The sequence below is a fragment of the Pseudomonas sp. FeN3W genome (assembly GCA_030263805.2).
Lineage (GTDB): Bacteria > Pseudomonadota > Gammaproteobacteria > Pseudomonadales > Pseudomonadaceae > Stutzerimonas > Stutzerimonas stutzeri_G.
This window is the reverse complement of the sequence record CP136010.1, coordinates 3237522-3257260: the sequence shown is the minus strand read 5'-3', so window position 1 is coordinate 3257260 and position 19739 is coordinate 3237522. Positions and strand designations below refer to the sequence as shown.

10 protein-coding genes and 1 pseudogene are annotated in these 19739 nt (G+C 63.2%); 2 read left to right on the top strand and 9 right to left on the bottom strand.

All coding sequences use genetic code 11. From position 1 onward, the window contains the following. Positions 1-35 precede the first annotated feature (35 nt). The 6 genes and pseudogenes from P5704_015415 to P5704_015390 form a co-directional block, all read right to left on the bottom strand. A pseudogene (locus P5704_015415) lies at positions 36-1360 on the bottom strand (IS4 family transposase). Between the two features lie 159 nt (positions 1361-1519). After that, entirely contained in the window at positions 1520-2941 is a 1422-nt protein-coding gene (adeC, locus tag P5704_015410) for an AdeC/AdeK/OprM family multidrug efflux complex outer membrane factor (protein ID WOF77440.1), read from the bottom strand. After that, entirely contained in the window at positions 2938-6072 is a 3135-nt protein-coding gene (locus P5704_015405) for an efflux RND transporter permease subunit (protein WOF77439.1), read from the bottom strand. Before P5704_015405 ends, adeC begins: the two co-directional genes overlap by 4 nt. 14 nt (positions 6073-6086) lie before the next feature. After that, complete coding sequence (locus P5704_015400) at positions 6087-7226, bottom strand: efflux RND transporter periplasmic adaptor subunit (protein ID WOF77438.1); 1140 nt, start codon at positions 7224-7226, stop codon at positions 6087-6089. Positions 7227-7473: 247 nt separating this feature from the next. Then, on the bottom strand, positions 7474-8049 hold the full coding sequence (locus P5704_015395) for a YceI family protein (protein WOF77437.1): 576 nt from the start codon (positions 8047-8049) through the stop codon (positions 7474-7476). A gap of 25 nt (positions 8050-8074) precedes the next feature. After that, positions 8075-8629, bottom strand: coding sequence for a cytochrome b (locus P5704_015390; GenBank protein WOF77436.1), 555 nt, complete (start codon positions 8627-8629; stop codon positions 8075-8077). Positions 8630-8790: 161 nt separating this feature from the next. On the opposite strand from P5704_015390, the gene P5704_015385 reads away from it, so the two are divergent. Both P5704_015385 and P5704_015380 read left to right on the top strand, forming a co-directional pair. Further along, positions 8791-10197, top strand: coding sequence for an adenosylmethionine--8-amino-7-oxononanoate transaminase (locus P5704_015385; protein WOF77435.1), 1407 nt, complete (start codon positions 8791-8793; stop codon positions 10195-10197). Positions 10198-10278: 81 nt separating this feature from the next. Further along, positions 10279-10995 (top strand): 16S rRNA (uracil(1498)-N(3))-methyltransferase, encoded by a 717-nt coding sequence (locus P5704_015380; protein WOF77434.1) that lies wholly within the window; start codon positions 10279-10281, stop codon positions 10993-10995. Positions 10996-11019: 24 nt separating this feature from the next. On the opposite strand, the gene P5704_015375 is transcribed toward P5704_015380, so the two are convergent. From P5704_015375 to P5704_015365, 3 genes are read right to left on the bottom strand one after another with little or no spacing between them, the layout of a single operon-like run. Beyond that, on the bottom strand, positions 11020-11490 hold the full coding sequence (locus tag P5704_015375) for a chemotaxis protein CheW (protein WOF77433.1): 471 nt from the start codon (positions 11488-11490) through the stop codon (positions 11020-11022). Continuing rightward, a complete protein-coding gene (locus P5704_015370) occupies positions 11487-12539 on the bottom strand; it encodes a chemotaxis protein CheB (protein WOF77432.1) in 1053 nt (350 codons plus the stop codon). The genes P5704_015375 and P5704_015370 overlap by 4 nt, the downstream gene beginning before the upstream one ends. After that, positions 12532-19737 (bottom strand): Hpt domain-containing protein, encoded by a 7206-nt coding sequence (locus tag P5704_015365; GenBank protein ID WOF81250.1) that lies wholly within the window; start codon positions 19735-19737, stop codon positions 12532-12534. The genes P5704_015370 and P5704_015365 overlap by 8 nt, the downstream gene beginning before the upstream one ends. Positions 19738-19739 lie beyond the last annotated feature (2 nt).

The window sequence follows — 19739 nt, the reverse complement described above, 5'->3', positions numbered from 1 at the left end:
CAAACGAAAACGCCGCCCGATGGGCGTAATGCTGTTCACTTAAGCGGGGCAGCCTTACGATCCACCGGATATCGGGTTTTGGAAATCTTCACCGTCCTTGGCCTTTTTGGCCTTGGACGGTGATCCAGAAACATCCCCCCGACACCTCCTCTTAACTCAGCCAACCTTCTACCTGTTGCCGATACCGGATTGGCCGCTGCCATGACGATCAGTTGCACCGCAATGTACTGGCAGGCGGGCTTGAAGCGTATATCCGATGGTGTTCGGCCAAAGGTGACTGCGGCTTGGCTGGCCTCCCGACGGATGATGTTATAAGCGAGCAGGAGCCCCCACACCTCCTGATAAATCAGCTCGACCTTCTTGCTCCGTAGCGTCACCGCGTTTTGTTGCATTGAGCTTTTGATGTCCCTGAAGCCCAACTCAATCTCCCAACGCTCCAGATACAACTCGGCGACAGCTTTTGTGCTGTACCCCTTGGCCGGCAGAGAAGTGAGCAACGATCTGACGCGCCCTCGGCTTTCATAGCTGACCTCACGCACCTCCCAGTGTGTAGGCAGCTCGGGATTACGTTTGCGTGCCTGGGCGAGACCTTCATCCGAACACGGCGATCATGTTCGCCATAACGCTCGACTTCCTCCATCACCAGCCCCTTGCGCGCTGGCGTCAGCCAGTGCCGATTGCTTCCTCCACCCACCACGCCCAACAGCAGATCAGCACCCCAGAAGCCCTTGTCGAACAATGTGATCGAATTGTCCGGGATCTGACTCAGGAAGGTTTCGGCCAGGCGCATTTCGCTGTCCCGGTAGGGACTAAGCTGAGCATCGAGGATCACGTGGGAGCGCACATTCATCAGGGCAACAAGCCGTAGCATTGGGAAAGGCGTCTGGCGGTCGTTGCCCGTATTGCCAGAACCGAAATGTTCTCTCAGCTCAGGTGAGTCAGGGGTTCGCAGAAATGCGCCATCTACTGCGAATACTTGCAAGCCGTGCCAAGCATCGCCTTCGTATCGCTCGCAGCCCCATTGTTTACCTGTCTGACGGAACAAGGACTCGACCGGGTCGGCACCCAGCCTTTTACGCGCTTCAGTCACACCGCTGCGCGCCAGTAATTGATCAGATGCCAGGCCTTGAGCGCAAATATTCAGGCGCCTGGCTACTTCATGTACGGGCTCATCGCGGAACAGCGCCATGCCCAGCACCAACCAAAGCACCTGGTCACTCGGTAGGCGTCGCCGTCTTATGGTGGCCTGAGCAGAGAGGTTGAGCGCACTGGCAACCCATTCGACAGGGATGTTCTGAGTGAAGGTGCTGAGGTCGGAGAAGTTGAAGAGGTCGCTAAGGTCGAACAGTTGCTGCTGAATGGGCATAAAAAATCCGATACCAGGAGACTGATATCGGATTTTCTGGAAAGCCCGGCTTGGACTCAAATGCTTAAGTGAACAGCATTACGCCCGATGGGCGGCGTTTTCGTATCTGCGTGTTATCGGTGCTGGTGTACCGTAACCGGCCACCGCATCGCCTCAACCTTCTGCTGGCTGCGCCTGCGCCGCCTCCTGCCAGCCGCCGCCCAGCGCCTTGAACAGATTGACCTCGCTGGTCATCTGCGCCAGGCGATCGGTGATCAGCTGCTGCTGCACGCTGAACAGCTGGCGCTGCGCATCGAGCACGGTCAGGTAGCTGTCGATGCCCGTGCGATAGCGGCGCTCGGCGAGGTTGTAGTAGTCCTCGCTGGTCTGCAGCAGATCACGCTGTGCCTGCACCTGCCGCGTGTAGGTGGCCTGAGCCGCCAGCCCGTCGGCCACTTCGCGGAAGGCGGTCTGGATCGCCTTCTCGTATTGCGCGACCTGGATGTTCTTGCTGATCTGGGCGTAGTCCAGATTCGCCCGCAGCTGGCCGGCATTGAAGATCGGCACGCTGATGCTCGGCGAGAAGCTCCAGTAACCGGAGCCGCCATCGAATAGCCCGGACAGCTCGCTGCTCGCCGAACCCGCAGCGCCGGTCAGGCTGATGCGTGGAAAGAACGCCGCCCGCGCCGCGCCGATGCTGGCGTTGATCGCGCGCAGCTGATACTCGGCCTGAAGAATATCCGGGCGTTGCTGAAGCAGATCGGAGGGCAACCCGACCGGCAACGTTGCCAGCTGGGTACGTTCGAGACCGTCGCCTGATGGCAGCTCGGCCGGCAGGCTCTGCCCCAGCAACAGCGTCAGCGCGTTGCGGTCCTGCGCTACCAGGCGGGTGTACTGCTCGATGTTCACCCGCGCACTATCGACGGCGCTGCGCGCCTGACGCAGCTCCAGCGCCGAAGCGACCCCGACGTCGAAACTGCGCTGGGTCAGACCAAAGCTCTCTTCATAGGTCTTGAGCGTATCGCGAGTGACCTGCAGCAAAGCCTGATCGGCCTGCAACGTCAGCCAGGCATTGGCGACACTGGCGATCAGACTGATCTGGGTGCTGCGCTGTGCGGCCTCGCTGGCGAAGAACTCTTCCAGCGCCTGGTCGCGCAGACTGCGCAGACGACCGAACAGGTCCAGCTCCCAGGACACGCCGAAGGTGGCGCTGTACTGGCTGCTGATGGCCGGCTCGCCACTCATGTTCAAATCGCCAGGAGTGCGGCTGCGCGTCCCCACACCGTCGGCGCTCACCGCCGGCAGCAGATCGGCACGCTGGATGCGGTACAGCGCGCGATAGGCGTCGACATTCAGCGCCGCCACGCGCAGGTCGCGGTTGTTCTCCAGCGCTACCTCGATCAGTTGCTGCAGCGCCGGGTCGCTAAAGAATTCGCGCCAGCCCAGTTCGCGCTGCGCCTGCGCCGCGCCCGCGGCATAGGCCGGCCCTTCGGGCCAGGCCTCGGCGGCCGGACTCTGCGGCCGCTGGTAGTCGGGTATCAGCGAGCAGCCGCTCAGGGCCGCCAGCAATGCCAGGCTCAATAAGGACTTGTTCACTGGGCATTCCCCTTCGTTTCTTCACCTACTTCGGTTTTGCGACTGGAAATCGACGTCACCAGCACGAAGAACAGCGGCACCCAGAAGATCACCAGCACGGTGGCGGTGACCATCCCGCCGATCACGCCGGTACCGATGGCGTGCGAACTGCCTGCGCCGGCGCCGCTGGCCATGGCCAGCGGCACCACGCCGAGAGTGAAGGCCAGCGAGGTCATGATGATAGGACGCAGGCGCATGCGGCAAGCCTGCACCGTCGCCTCGAACAGACCCATGCCGTCGCGGTACAGATCCTTGGCGAACTCGACGATCAGAATGGCATTCTTCGCCGTCAGACCGATGGTGGTCAGCAGGCCGACCTGGAAGAACACGTCGTTGGTCAGGCCACGGCCGGTGGTCGCCAGTACGGCGCCGATGACGCCCAGCGGCACCACCAGCATCACCGCGAAGGGAATCGACCAGCTCTCGTACAGCGCCGCCAGGCAGAGGAACACCACCAGCAGCGAGAGCGCGTAGAGCGCCGGCGCCTGGCCGCCGGAGAGGATCTCCTCGAAGGAAAGCCCGGTCCACGACACGCCGATCCCGGGCGGCAGCTGCTGCGCCAGGCGCTCGACCTCGGCCATGGCATCGCCGGTGCTGTAGCCGGCCGCCGGCTCGCCGAGAATCTCCATCCCCGGCACGCCGTTGTAACGCGCGAGCTTCGGCGAGCCATAGACCCATTCACCGCTGCCGAAGGCGCTGAACGGCACCATTTCGCCCTGAGCGTTGCGCACGAACCACTTGTCCAGGTCCTCGGGCGTCATGCGCGCGGGCGCGTCGCCCTGCATGTACACCTTCTTCACCCGGCCACGGTCGATGAAGTCGTTGACGTAGCTGGAGCCCCAGCCGATCGCCAGCGCGTTGTTGATCTCGCCCAGCGAAACACCCAGCGCACGGGCCTTCTCGTCGTCGATCAGCAACTGGTACTGCGGTTCGTCGTTCAGCCCGTTGGGTCGCACGGCCTGCAGCAGCGGACTCTGCGCCGCCAGCCCGAGGAACTGGTTACGTGCCTGCATCAGGGTTTCGTGGCCGAGGCCCGCCTGGTCCTGCAGGTAGAAGTTGAAGCCGGTGGCGTTGCCCAGCTCCATGACCGCCGGTGGCGCGAAGGCGAACACCTGCGCGTCGCGGAACTGGAAGAAGCGCTCCTGCGCACGTTGCGCCAGATCGAAGACGCTGGTGCCGGCCGCGGTACGCTCGTCCCATGGCTTGAGCCCGATGAAGGCCATGGCCGAGTTCTGTCCACGCCCGGCGAAGTTGAAGCCAGTCACGGTGAACACCGAATTGACCACGTCGCTTTCCTCGTCCAGCAGGTACTTACGCATGGCGTCCACGGTCTGCTGGGTTCGCTCGGCGGTGGAACCAGCCGGCGTCTGTATCTGGGCGAACAGCACACCCTGGTCCTCGTCCGGCAGGAAAGCGCCGGGCAGGCGGGTGAACAGCAACGCCATGGCCGCGACGATCACCAAGTAGATCAACAGGAACGGCAGCTTGCGCTTGAGCACCCCGGCCACACCCTGCTCGTAGCGATGCACGCCGCGGTCGAAGGTGCGGTTGAACCAGCCGAAGAAACCGCGCTTCTGCTGATGCTCGCCATCGCTGGCCTTGAGCATGGTGGCGCACAACGCCGGGGTAAAGATCAGCGCCACCAGTACCGACAGCCCCATCGCCGAGGCGATGGTGATGGAGAACTGGCGATAGATGATACCGGTCGAACCGCCGAAGAACGCCATCGGCACGAACACCGCCGAGAGCACCAGGCCGATGCCCACCAGCGCACCTTGGATCTGCCCCATGGACTTGCGTGTGGCCTCCACCGGCGACAGCCCTTCCTCGGCCATCACCCGCTCGACGTTCTCCACCACCACGATGGCATCGTCCACCAGTAGGCCGATGGCCAGGACCATGGCGAACATGGTCAGCGTATTGATGCTGAAGCCGAACGCGGCCAGCAGGCCGAAGGTGCCCAGCAGTACCACGGGAACCGCCAGCGTCGGGATCAGGGTCGCGCGGAAGTTCTGCAGGAACAGGTACATCACCAGGAACACCAGCACGATGGCCTCGAACAGCGTGTGCACCACGTTGTTGATCGAGGTCGCCACCACCGGCGAGGTGTCGTAGGGATATACCACTTCCACGCCCGGCGGGAAGAACGGCTGCAGCTCGGCCAGCGTCTGGCGTATTGCCTTGGCGGTGTCCAGCGCATTGGCGCCGGTGGCCAGCTTGATACCGATGCCGGCGGCGGGATTGCCGTTGTACTGAGCGGTGATGGCCGTGCGCTCGGCGCCGAGCTCGACCCGGCCGACGTCCTTCAGGCGCACCTGGGAGCCGTCGCTGTTGACCTTGAGCAGGATTTCACGGAACTGCTCGGGCGTCTGCAGACGGGTCTTGCCGATAATGGTCGCGCTCAGCTGCTGTCCCGGAACCGACGGCAGCGCACCGAACTGCCCCGAGGAAATCTGCACGTTCTGCTCGCGAATGGCATTGCTCACGTCCATTGGGGTCAGCTGGAAATTGTTCAGCTTGCCCGGGTCCAGCCAGATGCGCATCGCATATTGCGAACCGAAGACCTGGAAGTCACCGACGCCGCTGGTGCGCGACAACGGGTCCTGGATGTTGGAGACGATGTAGTCGGCCAGGTCGCTCTGGGTCATGCTGCCATCACTGGAAACCACCCCAACCACCATCAGGAAGTTTCGCACCGACTTGGTCACGCGGATGCCCTGCTGCTGGACCTCCTGCGGCAGCAGCGGCGTGGCCAGCTGCAGCTTGTTCTGCACCTGCACCTGGGCGATGTCCGGATTGACCCCCTGGTTGAAGGTCACGGTGATTTCCATGCTGCCGTCGGAGTTGCTCGCCGAGCTGATGTAGCGCAGCCCGTCGATGCCGTTGAGCTGCTGCTCGATGACCTGCACCACGGTGTCTTGCACCGTCTGCGCCGAGGCGCCCGGGTAGGTGACCTGAATGCCGATCGCCGGTGGCGCGATGCTGGGGTACTGGTTGACCGGCAGATTGAGGATGGAAAGGCCGCCAGCCAGCATGATCACCAGGGCAATCACCCAGGCGAAGATCGGCCGGTCGATAAAGAATCTGGACATGAACTAGGAACCCCTCAGCCTTCTTGGCCTTGGGGCCCGGCAGGCACCCCAATATTGTCGACATTGGTCGCCGGAACGGCATCGACCTCGACGCCCGGCTGGATGAACTGCAGCCCCTCGGTGATCACCCGATCGCCCGGTTGCAGCCCCTCACCCACCAGCCAGCGATTGCCGATCGTGCGCTCGGTCTTGATCGTGCGCAGTTCGACCTTGTTCTCGGCATTGACCACCATTGCCGTGGGCTCGCCCTTGGAATTGCGGGTCACGCCCTGCTGCGGCACCAGGATCGCCTCGCTCTTCAGGCCCGCCACCAGTTGCGCATGCACGAACATGCCGGGCAGCAGTACCTTGTCGGGGTTGGGCAGCACCGCCCGCAGGGTCACCGAACCGGTGCCGGAATCTACCGTGACCTCGCTGAATTCAAGCTTGCCTTCATGGGGGTAGGCGCTGCCGTCTTCCAGCGTCAGGGTCACCTTGGCGGCATTCTCGCCGGCCTTCTGCAGGCGGCCCTCTTCCAGGTCGCGACGCAAGGCGAGCAGATCACGGGCCGGCTGGGTCACGTCGACGTAGATCGGGTCAAGCTGCTGAATGGTCGCCAGCTCCTGCGCCTGGCCATTGCTGACCAGCGCCCCCTCTGTGACGGCGGAACGGCCGATGCGGCCGGAAATGGGTGCCAGCACCTTGGTGTAGCGCACATCGATCCGCGCGCGCTCCAGCTCCGCTTCGGCCTGCAGGCTGGCGGCCCGCGCCTCGTCATAGGCCTGCTTGCTGACGGCCTGATCCTTGACCAAGTCGGCGTAGCGGTCGGCCAGCGACTTGCTGGAAGCGACGCTCGCCTGAGCACTCTTCAGCGTGGCCTCGTACACCGACGGATCGATCTGATAGAGCTGTTGCCCGGCCTTGACGTCGCTGCCTTCGGTGAACAGGCGCTTCTGGATGATGCCGTTGACCTGCGGGCGCACCTCGGCGATGCGGTAGGCGCGGGTACGCCCCGGCAGCTCGGTGGTCAGCGATAAGGGTTCAGCCTGCAGGGTGACGATGCCGACCCGTGGAGCCTCCTGGGGGGGTGGAGCATCCTGTTCCTCGCAGCCTGCGAGGAACACAGCCACGGCGAGAATGGAGATCAGGGCAGCATTGGCTGACTTGATTGGCATGGTTAGACCTCTTGAAAACCTGGCAGGCGGGAATGGGCAACAGCGCGCCGCAGACGCGAAGAGCGGAAAGGACCGAAATATACTTACATCCATGACTGTCTGTAAACCTGAAAAGACTCGTCGGGCCTGCTGCAAATGTTGCAAAAGGTGCGTCATAGACCCATTCGACACGCAAGAAGCGCCGATACATATCTTGGCAAACGCAGAACGCCGGCAAGATGCCGGCGTTCGGGTTCCACGGGTGCGCTTACTTGCGCACACCTTCGACCGAGATGATCAGATCGACCGTTTGCGACGCTGGCCCAAGGTCCATCTTGATGTCGAAGTCCTTGAGCGTCAGTGTGGTACTGCCCTCGAAACCGGCACGGTAGCCACCCCAGGGATCATCGCCCTCGCCGATGAACTTGGCGGCGATCACCACCGGCTTGGTCACGCCGTTGAGCGTCAGGTTGCCGGTGATGTCAGCGGTGCCGTCGCCGGTGGACTTCACCGAAGTCGACTCGAAGGTCGCTGTCGGGTGCTTGTCAACGTTGAGGAAATCGTCGCTGCGCAGGTGCTTGTCGCGCTCGGCGTGGTTGGTGTCGACGCTGGCGGTCTTCAGCGTGACGTTGACCTTGCTCGCCTCCGGCTTGTCCGCATCGAAACTGAAGCTGCCATCGAAATCCTTGAACGTGCCCCACAGCCAGCTGTAGCCGAGGTGGCTGATCTTGAAGTTGACGAAGGCGTGCTGGCCCTGCTTGTCGATGGCGTAGTCGGCAGCGAATGCCTGGCCGCCGACCAGTGCGGAACCGAGGACCAGTGCGGCGAGGGTTTTCTTGAGCATCGATGGATTCTCCTATCGGGGGTGATTAACCGGCAGCACGACCGAGCATGCGCTTGAGTGTCGCGTCACGGTCGATGAAGTGGTGCTTGAGCGCGGCCAGGGCGTGTACCACGGCGAAGATCACCAGCGCCCAGGCAGCGTATTCGTGAACCAACCCGGCACTGTCGGCCTGATCGGGAATGGAAGTGATCAGCGCCGGCACCTCGAACAGGCCGAACACGCTGATCGGCCGGCCATCGGCGGTGGAGATCAGGTAACCCGAGATCATCACCAGGAACAGGCCGAGGTACAGCAGGCTGTGACCGAGCCTGGCCGCAATCCGGGTCAGCCGCCCCTGGCTCGCCAGCGGCGCCGGCGCAGGGCTGACGAAACGCCAGAGCACCCGCAGCAGCATGACCATAAACAGCACGATGCCAATGCTCTTGTGCAGATCCGGCGCGGTGCGATACCAGCTGCTGTAGTAATTCAGCCCAACCATCCAGAAGCCCAGGCCGAACAGGCCGAATACGACGATGGCCACCAACCAGTGCAAGGCAATGCTGGTCAGCCCATAGTTCGTTGAGGTGTTACGCCAGTGCATCGAATCTTCCTTCAAATTCAGGCCTAGAAGCCTAGCCGGTTACCTATCGGAATAGAGCGCATTTTTTCGCTTTGAAACATCGAGTAAATCGATTACCGATCGCATCAAGTCATGCCCAAGCGCTTCTGCTAGGCTTCGCGACTCATTGCGGAGGAGTAACGATGAGCCTGAACGACAGCTGGATGCAACGCGACCTTGCCGTACTCTGGCATCCCTGCACCCAGATGAAAGATCACGAACAGCTGCCGCTGATTCCCATTCGTCGCGGCGAAGGCGTTTGGTTGGAGGATTTCGACGGCAAGCGCTACCTGGATGCGGTCAGCTCCTGGTGGGTCAACGTGTTCGGCCATGCCAACCCGCGCATCAATCAGCGCATCAAGGATCAGGTCGACCAGCTCGAGCACGTGATGCTGGCCGGCTTCAGCCATCAGCCGGTGGTGGAGCTGTCGGAGCGGCTCGTCGCACTGGCGCCGGCCGGGCTGGACCGGGTCTTCTATACCGACAACGGCTCGACCGGTATCGAAGTGGCGCTGAAGATGAGCTTCCACTACTGGCGCAACAGCGGACGCGGGCAGAAGCAGCGCTTCGTCACCCTGACCAACAGCTATCACGGCGAAACCGTTGCCGCCATGTCGGTGGGCGACGTCGCCCTCTTCACCGACACCTACAAGCCGCTGCTACTGGATACCTTCAAGGTGCCGAGCCCGGACTGCTACCTGCGTCCCGAGGGCGTAAGCTGGGAAGAGCATTCGCGGCAGATGTTCGCGCACATGGAACAGACCCTGGCCGAACACCACCAGGACATCGCCGCGGTCATCGTCGAACCGCTGATCCAGGGCGCCGGCGGCATGCGCATGTACCACCCGGTATATCTGAAGCTGCTGCGCGAGGCCTGCGACCGCTACCAAGTCCACCTGATCCACGACGAGATCGCGGTCGGCTTCGGCCGCACCGGCAGCATGTTCGCCTGCGAGCAGGCTGACATCACGCCAGACTTCCTTTGCCTGTCCAAAGCCTTGACCGGCGGCTATCTGCCGATGGCCGCAGTGCTCACCACCGACCGGATGTACCGGGCGTTCTACGACGACTATTCGACGCTGCGCGCCTTCCTCCATTCGCACACCTACACCGGCAACCCGCTGGCCTGCGCCGCGGCACTGGCGACGCTGGATATCTTCGCCGAGGACAATGTCATCGAAGCGAACAAGGCGCTGGCCGCGCGCATGGCGAGCGCCACCGCGCACCTGGTCGAGCATCCGCACGTGGCCGAGGTCCGCCAGACCGGCATGGCGCTGGCCATCGAGATGGTTCAGGACAAGGCCAGCCGCACGGCCTATCCCTGGCAAGAGCGCCGCGGCCTGAAGGTCTACCAGCATGCGCTGGAGCGCGGCGCACTGTTGCGCCCGCTCGGTAGCGTGGTGTATTTCCTGCCGCCCTATTGCATCACCGAGGAACAGATCGACTTTCTCGCGACAGTCGCCACCGAGGGGATCGACATCGCCACCCGAGATGCATCCAGGGCCTCGGTAGCGACTGGCCTCTATCCGGGCTTCAGAGACCCGGGCTGATGAGAAGCATCGGCAGCCTGCGAGCCAGGTTGCCGATGCTTTAGACTTGCCGTCTCCAACTCGCCGCCTGCAGCTGCCTCCATGCGCCTATCCCGTTTCTTCATCGACGCCCTCCTTTCCCTTGGCCGGCATCCACTGCCTGAAGCATCGGCCCACTACATCAGCCGAGTGCTGCGGCTTTCGGCCGGCAGCGCGGTTCAACTGTTCGATGGTAGCGGCAGTGAATTTCGCGGCGAACTGCTGGAAGTCGGCAAGAAATCCGTCATCGTCGAGCTGCACGAGCGCGTGACGGGAATGCCGGAGTCGCCACTACGGATTCACCTCGGGCAGGGCCTTTCCCGCGGCGAGCGGATGGATTGGGCCATTCAGAAGGCCACCGAGCTGGGCGTAACGCAGATCACCCCCATCGTCAGCGAGCGGTGCGAAGTGCGCCTGAGCGATGAGCGTGCCGACAAACGTCTGGCGCATTGGCGGCAGATCGCGATCAGCGCCTGCGAGCAATGCGGCCGGTCGGTGCTGCCGGTCATCCATTCGCCAGTGAGCCTGCGTGACTGGTTGCCTGTCGAGGCAGACCTGAAGCTCGTGCTGCATCCAGTGGCCGAGCCGCTGACGAGCCATGCCAGGCCCCAGACATTGGCTTTTCTGATCGGGCCGGAAGGTGGTTTGAGCGAGAGCGAAGTCGAACAGGCGGCCAACCAGGGGTTTCAGCCTGCTCGACTCGGCCCGCGAGTGCTGCGCACCGAGACCGCTCCGGTGGTAGCGTTGAGCGTGGCACAGCAGCTTTGGGGCGATTTCTGACGACGGGCCGGCTGGCGGCCTCGATCAGATCAGGCCAGCATCAGCGAGCTTCTGCTCCAGACCGATCAGATCGGGGATTCGCGGCTGTACGTCACCAAGGTTGACCGCATCCAGTTCAAGCGGGGCCAGCGCCACATCCGCGCGCGCAAGGCTGGCGTCGACCTTGATCGAGTGCGGGATGCCCTGCACCAGCAACGCGATGAACTTGACATGGTCGCGCCCACCAACCGCGTTGAGCACGGCAACCCGCGCCGAACTGCCCACCGGTTGCGCCTGACCACTGGACGCGGCCTCGAACGACAGCAATGGCAGGTTCAGGTCACGCCACTGCACCTGCCCGAGAAACCATGCGGGCATGCCCTGCACCGCTTGCGGAGCGCGATAGGGAATCAGCTCAGCGACGGCCACGTTGGGCATCAACAACACCCGATCGGCAAGCGGCATCAGCAGCCCGGTGAGGCTTTCCGCCTCCTGAGAAACGACCATTTGACTCATGAGTTATCCCGTTGAAAAGACGTGGCGGGCGTACCGACCTGGCTCACCAGATGATTGACCAAGGCTTGCGCCAGCTCGCGAGGGTCACCGCTGTAGGAGCTGTAGCCGCCTTCGCGAAGGTTGTCAGGCATGCTGGAGCAGGCACAGGAGTCGGCTCGCTGCGTCCAGACCCTGCCACCCTGACGCAGCACGTATGCAGCAGCCGCACTGCCGTCGCTGCCCATGCCACTGAAGGCGATGACACCGCAACGCTGGCCGAACTGCTGGGCCAGGTTCAGCATCATCTGGTCGATCGACGGGCTATACGGCTCAGGCCAGCAACGGCCATTCAGCCGGGTGCTGCCATCGGACTCGAACCCTAGCTCCTCGCCGATCGGCGCAATGATCACTTCGCCGCAACGCACCGGCTGGCCAGGGCACACTTGCTGAACCTGCCACTGGCTATGACGGCCCACGGCCTGCGACAGCGCAGACTCGAAGCTGGCTTCGATATGCTGGGCATAGATGAAACCGACGGGCAGGCCGCCAGGCAGCGCGTCCAGGAAGGCCTTCACGGCTTCCGGCCCGCCGAGCGAAGCCGCCAGCAGCCATACCTGGCTTGCCGGCTCACCGGCATGCAGTGCGCTATCGGCCAGCAGCGACGGCAGCGTCAGGCGCTCGGGGCGTTTTCCTTCGCCCTGCAGCACGTCCAGGCGCGGCCCTACCGCCCGGGATGGGTCACCGACCAGGCGTTTCAGCTTGCTGAACAGGCTGCGCTCCCAGCGCGGGTAGAACTCCGAATGCCGCTCCGGCGCATGCCCCTCACCGAACAGCACCCGCGTGGTGTCGCGTTCGAGCAACGCATCCACCAACGGCGAGTCCTCGGTCTGCGCCAGGTCGACCAGCCAGAGATCGGCTTCGGTGCTATCCAGGTCCGCCGGTTCGAGGCGCGCCGGGTCATTGTTCAAGACCACTTGATAGCCACTGCCGGTCAAAGCCTGCTGCAGCACGTGACGCTGCAGCGAGGTATCGGCGAGTACCGCAATGCGTGCACAGAGAACGTCAGACATCGGCGTGGACCAAGCGCTGAATGGCCTCGAGCAACACCGACTCCTGATAAGGCTTGCCGAGGTACTCGTTGACGCCGATGGTCAGCGCGCGATCACGGTGCTTCTCGCCGGTACGCGAGGTGATCATGATGATCGGCAGATCCTTCAAACGCTCGTCGTGGCGAACCAGCGTGGCCACCTCGAAGCCGTCCATGCGCGGCATCTCGATATCCAGCAGCATGATGTCCGGCTTGCGCTCCTGCAGCTGAGTGATGGCATCCACCCCGTCCTTGGCGGTCAGCACGTTCATGCCATTGCGCTCCAGCAGACGGCTGGTGACCTTGCGCACGGTGACCGAATCATCGACCACCATGACCAGCGTCGGTCGTTCGCTTTCGACCTCGACCGGCTCCTGCACCTGATCGATCAGGCGCGGCTGTTGCAGTTGAGTGAGCTGGTGCGCATGGAGCACGCGGATGGTCGCCAGCAGGTCCAGAATCACCACGACCCGGCCATCGCCGAGGATGGTCGCGCCGGAAATGCCATGTACGCCGGCAAACTGCAGCCCGAGGCTCTTCACCACGATTTCACGAGAACCGGCGAGGCTGTCGACCTGTACCGCAACGCTGTGTTCTTTCGAGCGCACCAGAATCACCGGCAGCGGCAGGCTCTGCCCCACCAGCTTGGGCTTCTGGCCGTTGTTCAAGAGATCGCCGAGGTAACGCAGCTCGTAAGCCTGACCGGCATATTCGAAGCGCGGCGCATCCGGCTGGTAATAGGCCTCCAGCTCGTACGGCGAGACCCGCACGATACCTTCGATGGTATTCAGCGGAATCGCATACAGATCCTCGCCGGAGTACACCATCAGCGCGCGGTTCACCGACACCGTGAACGGCAGGCGAATCAGGAAACGCGTGCCCTGTCCGAGCGTCGACTCGATACTCATCGATCCGCCGAGCTGCTTCACTTCCGAGTGCACCACGTCCATGCCGACGCCGCGTCCGGAGATCTGCGTGACGCGCTCCGCGGTGGAGAAGCCGGCTTCGAGGATGAACTGCAGGATTTCATGCTCAGACAGGTCGCTATCGGCGGACATCAGTCCGCGCTCGATCGCCTTGCGCCGCACCGCATCCAGATTGATGCCACCGCCGTCGTCCGCCAGCGTCAGCACGATATCGCCGCCCTCACGGGCCAGATCCAGACGAATCACGCCCTGTTCGGGCTTGCCGGCTGCGCGACGACGCTCGACCGGCTCGATACCGTGATCGACGGCGTTGCGCAGCATGTGCTCCAGCGGCGCGACGATTCGTTCGAGCACGCTGCGGTCCATCTCGCCGGTGGCGTTACCGACCATGAACTCGACCTGCTTGCCCAGTTCGCCGGCGACCTGCCGAACGATCCGCCGCAGGCGCGGAACCAGGCGTTCGAACGGCACCATGCGGGTACGCATGAGGCCTTCCTGGAGCTCGGTATTGACCCGTGCCTGCTGCAACAGCAGCGTTTCGGCGTCGCGATTACGCGCCGCCAGGGTTTCCTTCAGATCGAGCAAGTCGGATGCCGACTCGAATAGCGCACGCGAAAGCTGCTGCAACTGCGAATGGCGGTCCATTTCCAACGGATCGAAATCGTCATAGCCGGCGCGCTCGGCTTCAGCCTGGTAGCGACTGAGAATCTGTGCCTGGGTTTCGGTATCCAATCGGCGCAGCTGGTCGCGTACCCGTTCGATAGTCGCTTCCATCTCGCCAAGGGTGAAGCCGACGTCGCTGACCTGCTGCTCGACCCGGCCGCGGAAGATCGATGTTTCACCCGCCAGGTTGACCAAGCCCTCCAGCAGTTCTGCGGGGACCTTGACCAACTCCTGCGGCGCCCGCCGCGCGGCAGCCTCCTGAGCGGCCAGCTGTGCGCGTCGAATGAATGGCAGCACCTTCGCCGGGCTAGCGCTCGGCTTCGGCAAGGTACTGGCTGCGACGATCGGTTGCTCCAGAGCCACTGGCTCGCGCGGCAACTGTGGCTCAAGTTCCAGCGGCTCCGGCTGCAAAGCCTCGCCGCCCTCGCTCGCCAGGTTCGCCCGAAGTTGCTCGACATCCTTCAGCAACGCGTCGTAGCCGTGCTGCACATCGAGAAACAGGCTATCCGCCCAGGGGGCGCCCTGCTGTTGTGCCTCGCTCAGCCGCTGTTCCAGATCATGGGCCATGTTGCCCAGTGCGGTCTGCCCAGCCAGCCGCGCACCGCCTTTCAGCGTGTGCAGCACGCGGAGCATGTCAGCCAACGGGGCGGCATCCTCGCGGCCGGCATCCCAACGGCCGAGCGCCGACTCCATTTCCTCCAGCAGGTCGTCGGCCTCCTCGACAAAGATGTCGAGAATTTCGGCTTCGGCAGACTGCTGCGCATCCTCCTGAGCGGCCTTCAGCGATACGCTGCTGGGAATGCTCAGTTGCTCATCGGGGTTGTTGCGAAAGTGGCGGATCGTCTCGATCAGCGCATCGCCCGCCGGCACCGGCCGATGGCCCCGCACCGCCTCGAGCATTTCCGCCAGGCGATCCTGACAGGCCTGCAGTAGGCCGAACAATTCCGGGCTGGCCCGGTAGCTACCGGCACACAGACCTTCGTAAAGAAATTCGAGTTCGTGCGAGAGATCACCGATTTCGCGGATATCGGCCATCCGGGCCCCGCCCTTGAGGGTATGCAGATCGCGCTGCAATGCCTCGAGTTCGAAGCTGTTGTCGACATCCGCCATCCAGCGTTGCAAACCACCCGCAGCGCTCTCGATGAGGTCGAACCCCTCTTCGAGGAAGATCTCCACCAATTCGGGATCGCGCTCGACCGGGTCGTGCTCCTCGGCGGGCGGCACCGCTTCGAATGCTACCGGCGCCTCATCCACGTCGGGAAGGCTGAGTTCGATCTCATCCAGCTCTTCGCTGAATGAGGCCTCTGATGCGGAGCTATCGTCCGCTGCGATCTCATCCTCGCCCCCATTCGCCTCGGCCGGATCCTCATCGACTTCGGGCAGCGGCAAATCAAACGCATCGGCGTCCAGCGGCTCGTCCAGCGACAGAGCAGGATCGCTCTCCGGTCGGCTCAGGTTGGGATCCGTATCCGCCTCAACAGCTGGCAGGGCTGCGTCAGTCGAGTCAACGCTGTCGAATGCCGATGGCAGAGCGCCCTGACGGAAGGCTTTCATCGCTTCGATCAGCGCATCAGCACTGCTCATCGGCATCTCGCGCTGCAACTGCTCGAGTTGCAATGCCAGATGATCGTGGCTGCGCTGCAAAAGCGCTGCAAGCGGGGCGGAATGGACGTAGCGACCGTCGGAAAGCCCCTCGTAAAGCGATTCCAGCTCATGGGCCAGGTCGCCGATCGGCCGGATCGCTGCCATCCGAGCACCGCCCTTGAGGGTATGAAGGTCGCGCAGCAGAGCCGAGAGCGCCATCTGGTTGGCCGGATCAGCGAGCCAACGATCCAGCGCATGGCCGGCGCTTTCCATCAGGTCGACGGCTTCATCGAGAAAAATCTCAACCATTTCATGATCGAGATCGTCCTGCACCTCGTCTTGCAGGACCTCTTCTTCGGGCCAGGCTTCGGCTTCGGCTTCGGCTTCGGCTTCGGCTTCGGCTTCGGCTTCGGCTTCGGCTTCGGCGGGCAATTCTGTCAGCGAAATCTCGCCAGGAGCCCCAATCGGCTCGAGATCGCCTGGTTGCTCCAGAGCCAGTGGGTCAATGGCTTCGGCGAGCAATGCTTCGAGGCGCGCCACCAACTCCGACTGCTCACTCACCTGCAGTGCGGCCGCCACCTGATCCATCATGCCGACCAGCGCCTCATGGCCCTGCTCGACGTCGTCGAAGAAGCGCTCGCTGACTGCCAGCCGCCCCTCCTCAACCACCGCGTACAAACGCAGCAGCACTTGGCACAACGCGTCCATCTGCGGCAGGTCGGCCATCTTCGCGCCCTGTCCGAGCGTGGTCAGCTCCTGCAGCAGAGCGGAGAGTTCCTGACGCTCGGCAGGATGCTCGCGCCAGCTGCGCAGCAAATCTTCGGCATCCAGCAGAATGTCCATGCCTTCAGAGAGGAACAGTGCGATCACACTAGGATCGCGGGCCTCACCGGCATCGTTATGCTGGCGGGCGCCCGCTTCGACCAGTCTGGCCTGATGCAGGGCGTGCACCTTGGCCAGGAATTCCGGGGCGCCGTCTATCGGCGCCAGCGGTTCGTGATCGAGATTGGCCAGCCCCTGGCGCAACAGTAGCTCGGCCTCATGTAGCAGCTCGGCTTCGGCCAGATCCATCTGGATCAGGTTGGTCTTGAACTCCTTGACCATCTTCTCCAGAGGCGTGGCGATCTCCGCCACCGGCAGGATGCCAGCCATATGCGCACTACCCTTGAGCGTGTGCAAGGCACGTTGCAGCGCATCGGTCACCGGCTGCGGCAGGCGCTGGGCGCAATCGGCGAGAAAACTGACCAGCGTGGTCAGATGCGATTCGGCCTCGTTGCGAAAAATTTCCAGCAGCTGGGGGTCCAGCGCATCGTCATCGTCTTGCGCCGCCACGGACGAGGCTGGCTCGTCCGCAATCGCAGCTGGCGTCTCAGCAGGCTGCGAAAGCACCACGGACTGCCCCTTGGCCAGGGCATGCGCGGCTGCTGCAAGGTGATCGACGTCGTCACGCTGGCGCTGGGCCTTGGCCGCGAATTCATCGACGAGGGCCGGCATCAGCACAACGACATCGCTCACGACCTGCCTCACCGAGTCGCTCGGCTGGATGCTGCGATCGAGAACCCGATTGAGCAGGTTTTCGATGGACCAGGCCAACTCGCCGATGACCAGTGCACGCACCATCCGCCCACTGCCCTTGAGCGTGTGGAATGCACGTCGCACTTCACCCAGGGCATCCTTGTCGTCACTGTCGGCAAGCCAGAGTGGCAATTGCTCGCCAATCGCCTCCAGAACTTCTGCGGCTTCCTCGATGAAGACTTCCAGCAGATCCTCGTCGACCGGCTCTTCGTCGGCAGGAGGCGGCAGGAGGCTAGGCGGTACATCCTGAGCAGGCGGGTTGATGGCTGCGACCGGAGCCGCCATGACCTCCTCGAGGCTGAGTACTGGCTCGACCTCGACCTGCAAGGCTTCAGGCTCGGAATAATCTGGCAGGCTCACTTCCGGAAGATCGAGTTCGGCGACCTGCGCATCGCTCCATTCGCTCAAGTCCAACTCAGGTGAGTCTGGGAGCGGTTCAGACGCCGGCATTTCTTCTGGCAGGTTGAAAACGATTTCTTCATCGCCGGACAGTTCTTCCAGCGTCCACTCGTTTCCGCTTTCCTCGGTCTCGGACGCGCTTTCCGGATCATGGCTCTCGAGCTGCGCTGGCGCCTCGCTCAAGGGCTCAAGCTCGGTTGGAACTGGAGCCGGAAACGCTTGCTGGCCGGCCGCCATGGAGTCGAATGCATCCAGACTTGCCTCCGGCTCCTCGGGCAGCACTTCGATTTCGTCCAGCGGATCGGCGAACTCGTTCTCGGCCGCCGCAGCCCTCACCGGCGCGTTTGCATGTCCCAGCGAATAGCCGAGGTTCTGCAGGCTTTCTTCAGCCACATCTAGAATCAGATCGCCCTGGGTACCGCAATCCTCGGACAGTCGCTCGAGGTAATACTCGACGCTGGTAATCGCGTCAGCCAGGGTGTCCAGGCTCTGCCAGTCCGGCACGGCCTGGCGCGCCAGGAGCTGATCCTGGATATAACCATTGCAGGCTTGCAGCAGGGCCGCAGCACGCTCCAGGGGAATCATCGCCAGACCGCCGCGAACCTGAGTGAGCAGGTCCGGCACCCGGGCCAGATGCTCGTGGTTCCATTGCGAGGCAATGAATTCGATGATCGCGTCCTTGGCCTGCTCCAGCCCGTTACGCGCTTCGCGAATGACCAACTGATGAATCTGCGCAACATCGGTGGTCGGCAGGTGGCTCGCTTCGCTGCGCTCCTCCGCGGGGCCGCCGACCATGCCGGCCAGCGTAGCTTCGACATAGAGCAACGCCCCGGCGATATCCATCAGCACGGCGTCGTCGGGCGCCTGTTGCCCCTGCGCTACCGACTGGACGAGGACGATCTGATCGAGAATGATCTTGCGCGGCTGGGCGAAACCGAGCACTGCCAAGGTATCGGCGATCTGCTTGAGCGGGACCTCGAGACTGGCCAGTTCGGCAATGACCTTGCGATCGCTGCGCACGAACAGGTCCAGGCTGTCCTTCACCCGCACCAGCTCTTCACAAAGGGCAGCGACCACCGAGCGCATCGCGCCCCGGTCGGGTCCCGCCAGCTGAGCACGCTCCTGATCGACGATGGCGCTGTCCGGCAGTGCTTCGTCGAGGCGGTAAAGCTGCTTGAGCGCCTGGATGCGGGGCGTCTGCCCTGGCGCCTTGGCGACGTAGAAGAGCAGGTTCTTGATCAGCTCATCGGGCGCAGCCTGATTGAGGCCATCAGCGCCTTCCTCGACCAATCGCTTGAGCTGCTTGTCGACCTGTCGCAACAAGGTGCGGACCGAGGTACCGTTGCTCACGCCGCCACTGGCGAGACCTTCGACCATGCCCGAGGCGATCTGCCATAGCGCTGCCAGGGGCGCATCCTTGCAGAGCATTTCCAGGCGAGCGAATACTCGGGCCATGTAGCCGAGATTGGTCGGCAGGTCCTGATTGCGAATCACCCCAACCAGCGCAACCTGCAGCATCTGGCGCAGCTTGCGCAGCAGGGTCGGCAGCTCGTCCGTACGCAGACGCTCGACCGACTCCTGGGAAAGCGCCGGCGTGCGCCCGGACAGGTCGGGTGAAAACAGGCTGGTTTCGGAAAGCAGCTTTTCCCCGCGAGCGGCGCGCAGATCGTTAAGTAGGGGCAGCACCACCATCGGCAGGTCGCGGCGCGCACTCTGAATGCGATCCAGATAAGCGGGCAGCTGCAGGATGGCCTGCATCATTACCTCGAGCGCTTCACCCTGATTGGCCACCCGCTCGTCGAGCAGGGCCCGCGCCAGCTGTTCCATTTCCTCGGCGAGCAATGCTGCGCCGAAGAACTCCACCATCTGCAGAGTGCCGTGGACCTGATGCACATAGGTCAGGCAAAAGCGCATCCGGGTCGAGTCCTGTGGGTTCTCGACGAACGCCTCCAGAGCCTGACGCGCTTGCTTAAGCGTCTCGGCAATCTCGCCTTTCACCCACTCCAGGGCGACATAATCGTGCCGATCACCCATAG

Bases quoted from the DNA above. Each gene is read 5' to 3' on its own strand.
- P5704_015405 (WOF77439.1), bottom strand. From the start codon at position 6,072: ATGTCCAGATTCTTTATCGACCGGCCGATCTTCGCCTGGGTGATTGCC.
- P5704_015400 (WOF77438.1), bottom strand. From the start codon at position 7,226: ATGCCAATCAAGTCAGCCAATGCTGCCCTGATCTCCATTCTCGCCGTG.
- P5704_015395 (WOF77437.1), bottom strand. From the start codon at position 8,049: ATGCTCAAGAAAACCCTCGCCGCACTGGTCCTCGGTTCCGCACTGGTC.
- P5704_015390 (WOF77436.1), bottom strand. From the start codon at position 8,629: ATGCACTGGCGTAACACCTCAACGAACTATGGGCTGACCAGCATTGCC.
- P5704_015385 (WOF77435.1), top strand. From the start codon at position 8,791: ATGAGCCTGAACGACAGCTGGATGCAACGCGACCTTGCCGTACTCTGG.
- P5704_015380 (WOF77434.1), top strand. From the start codon at position 10,279: ATGCGCCTATCCCGTTTCTTCATCGACGCCCTCCTTTCCCTTGGCCGG.
- P5704_015375 (WOF77433.1), bottom strand. From the start codon at position 11,490: ATGAGTCAAATGGTCGTTTCTCAGGAGGCGGAAAGCCTCACCGGGCTG.
- P5704_015370 (WOF77432.1), bottom strand. From the start codon at position 12,539: ATGTCTGACGTTCTCTGTGCACGCATTGCGGTACTCGCCGATACCTCG.
- P5704_015365 (WOF81250.1), bottom strand. From the start codon at position 19,737: ATGGGTGATCGGCACGATTATGTCGCCCTGGAGTGGGTGAAAGGCGAG.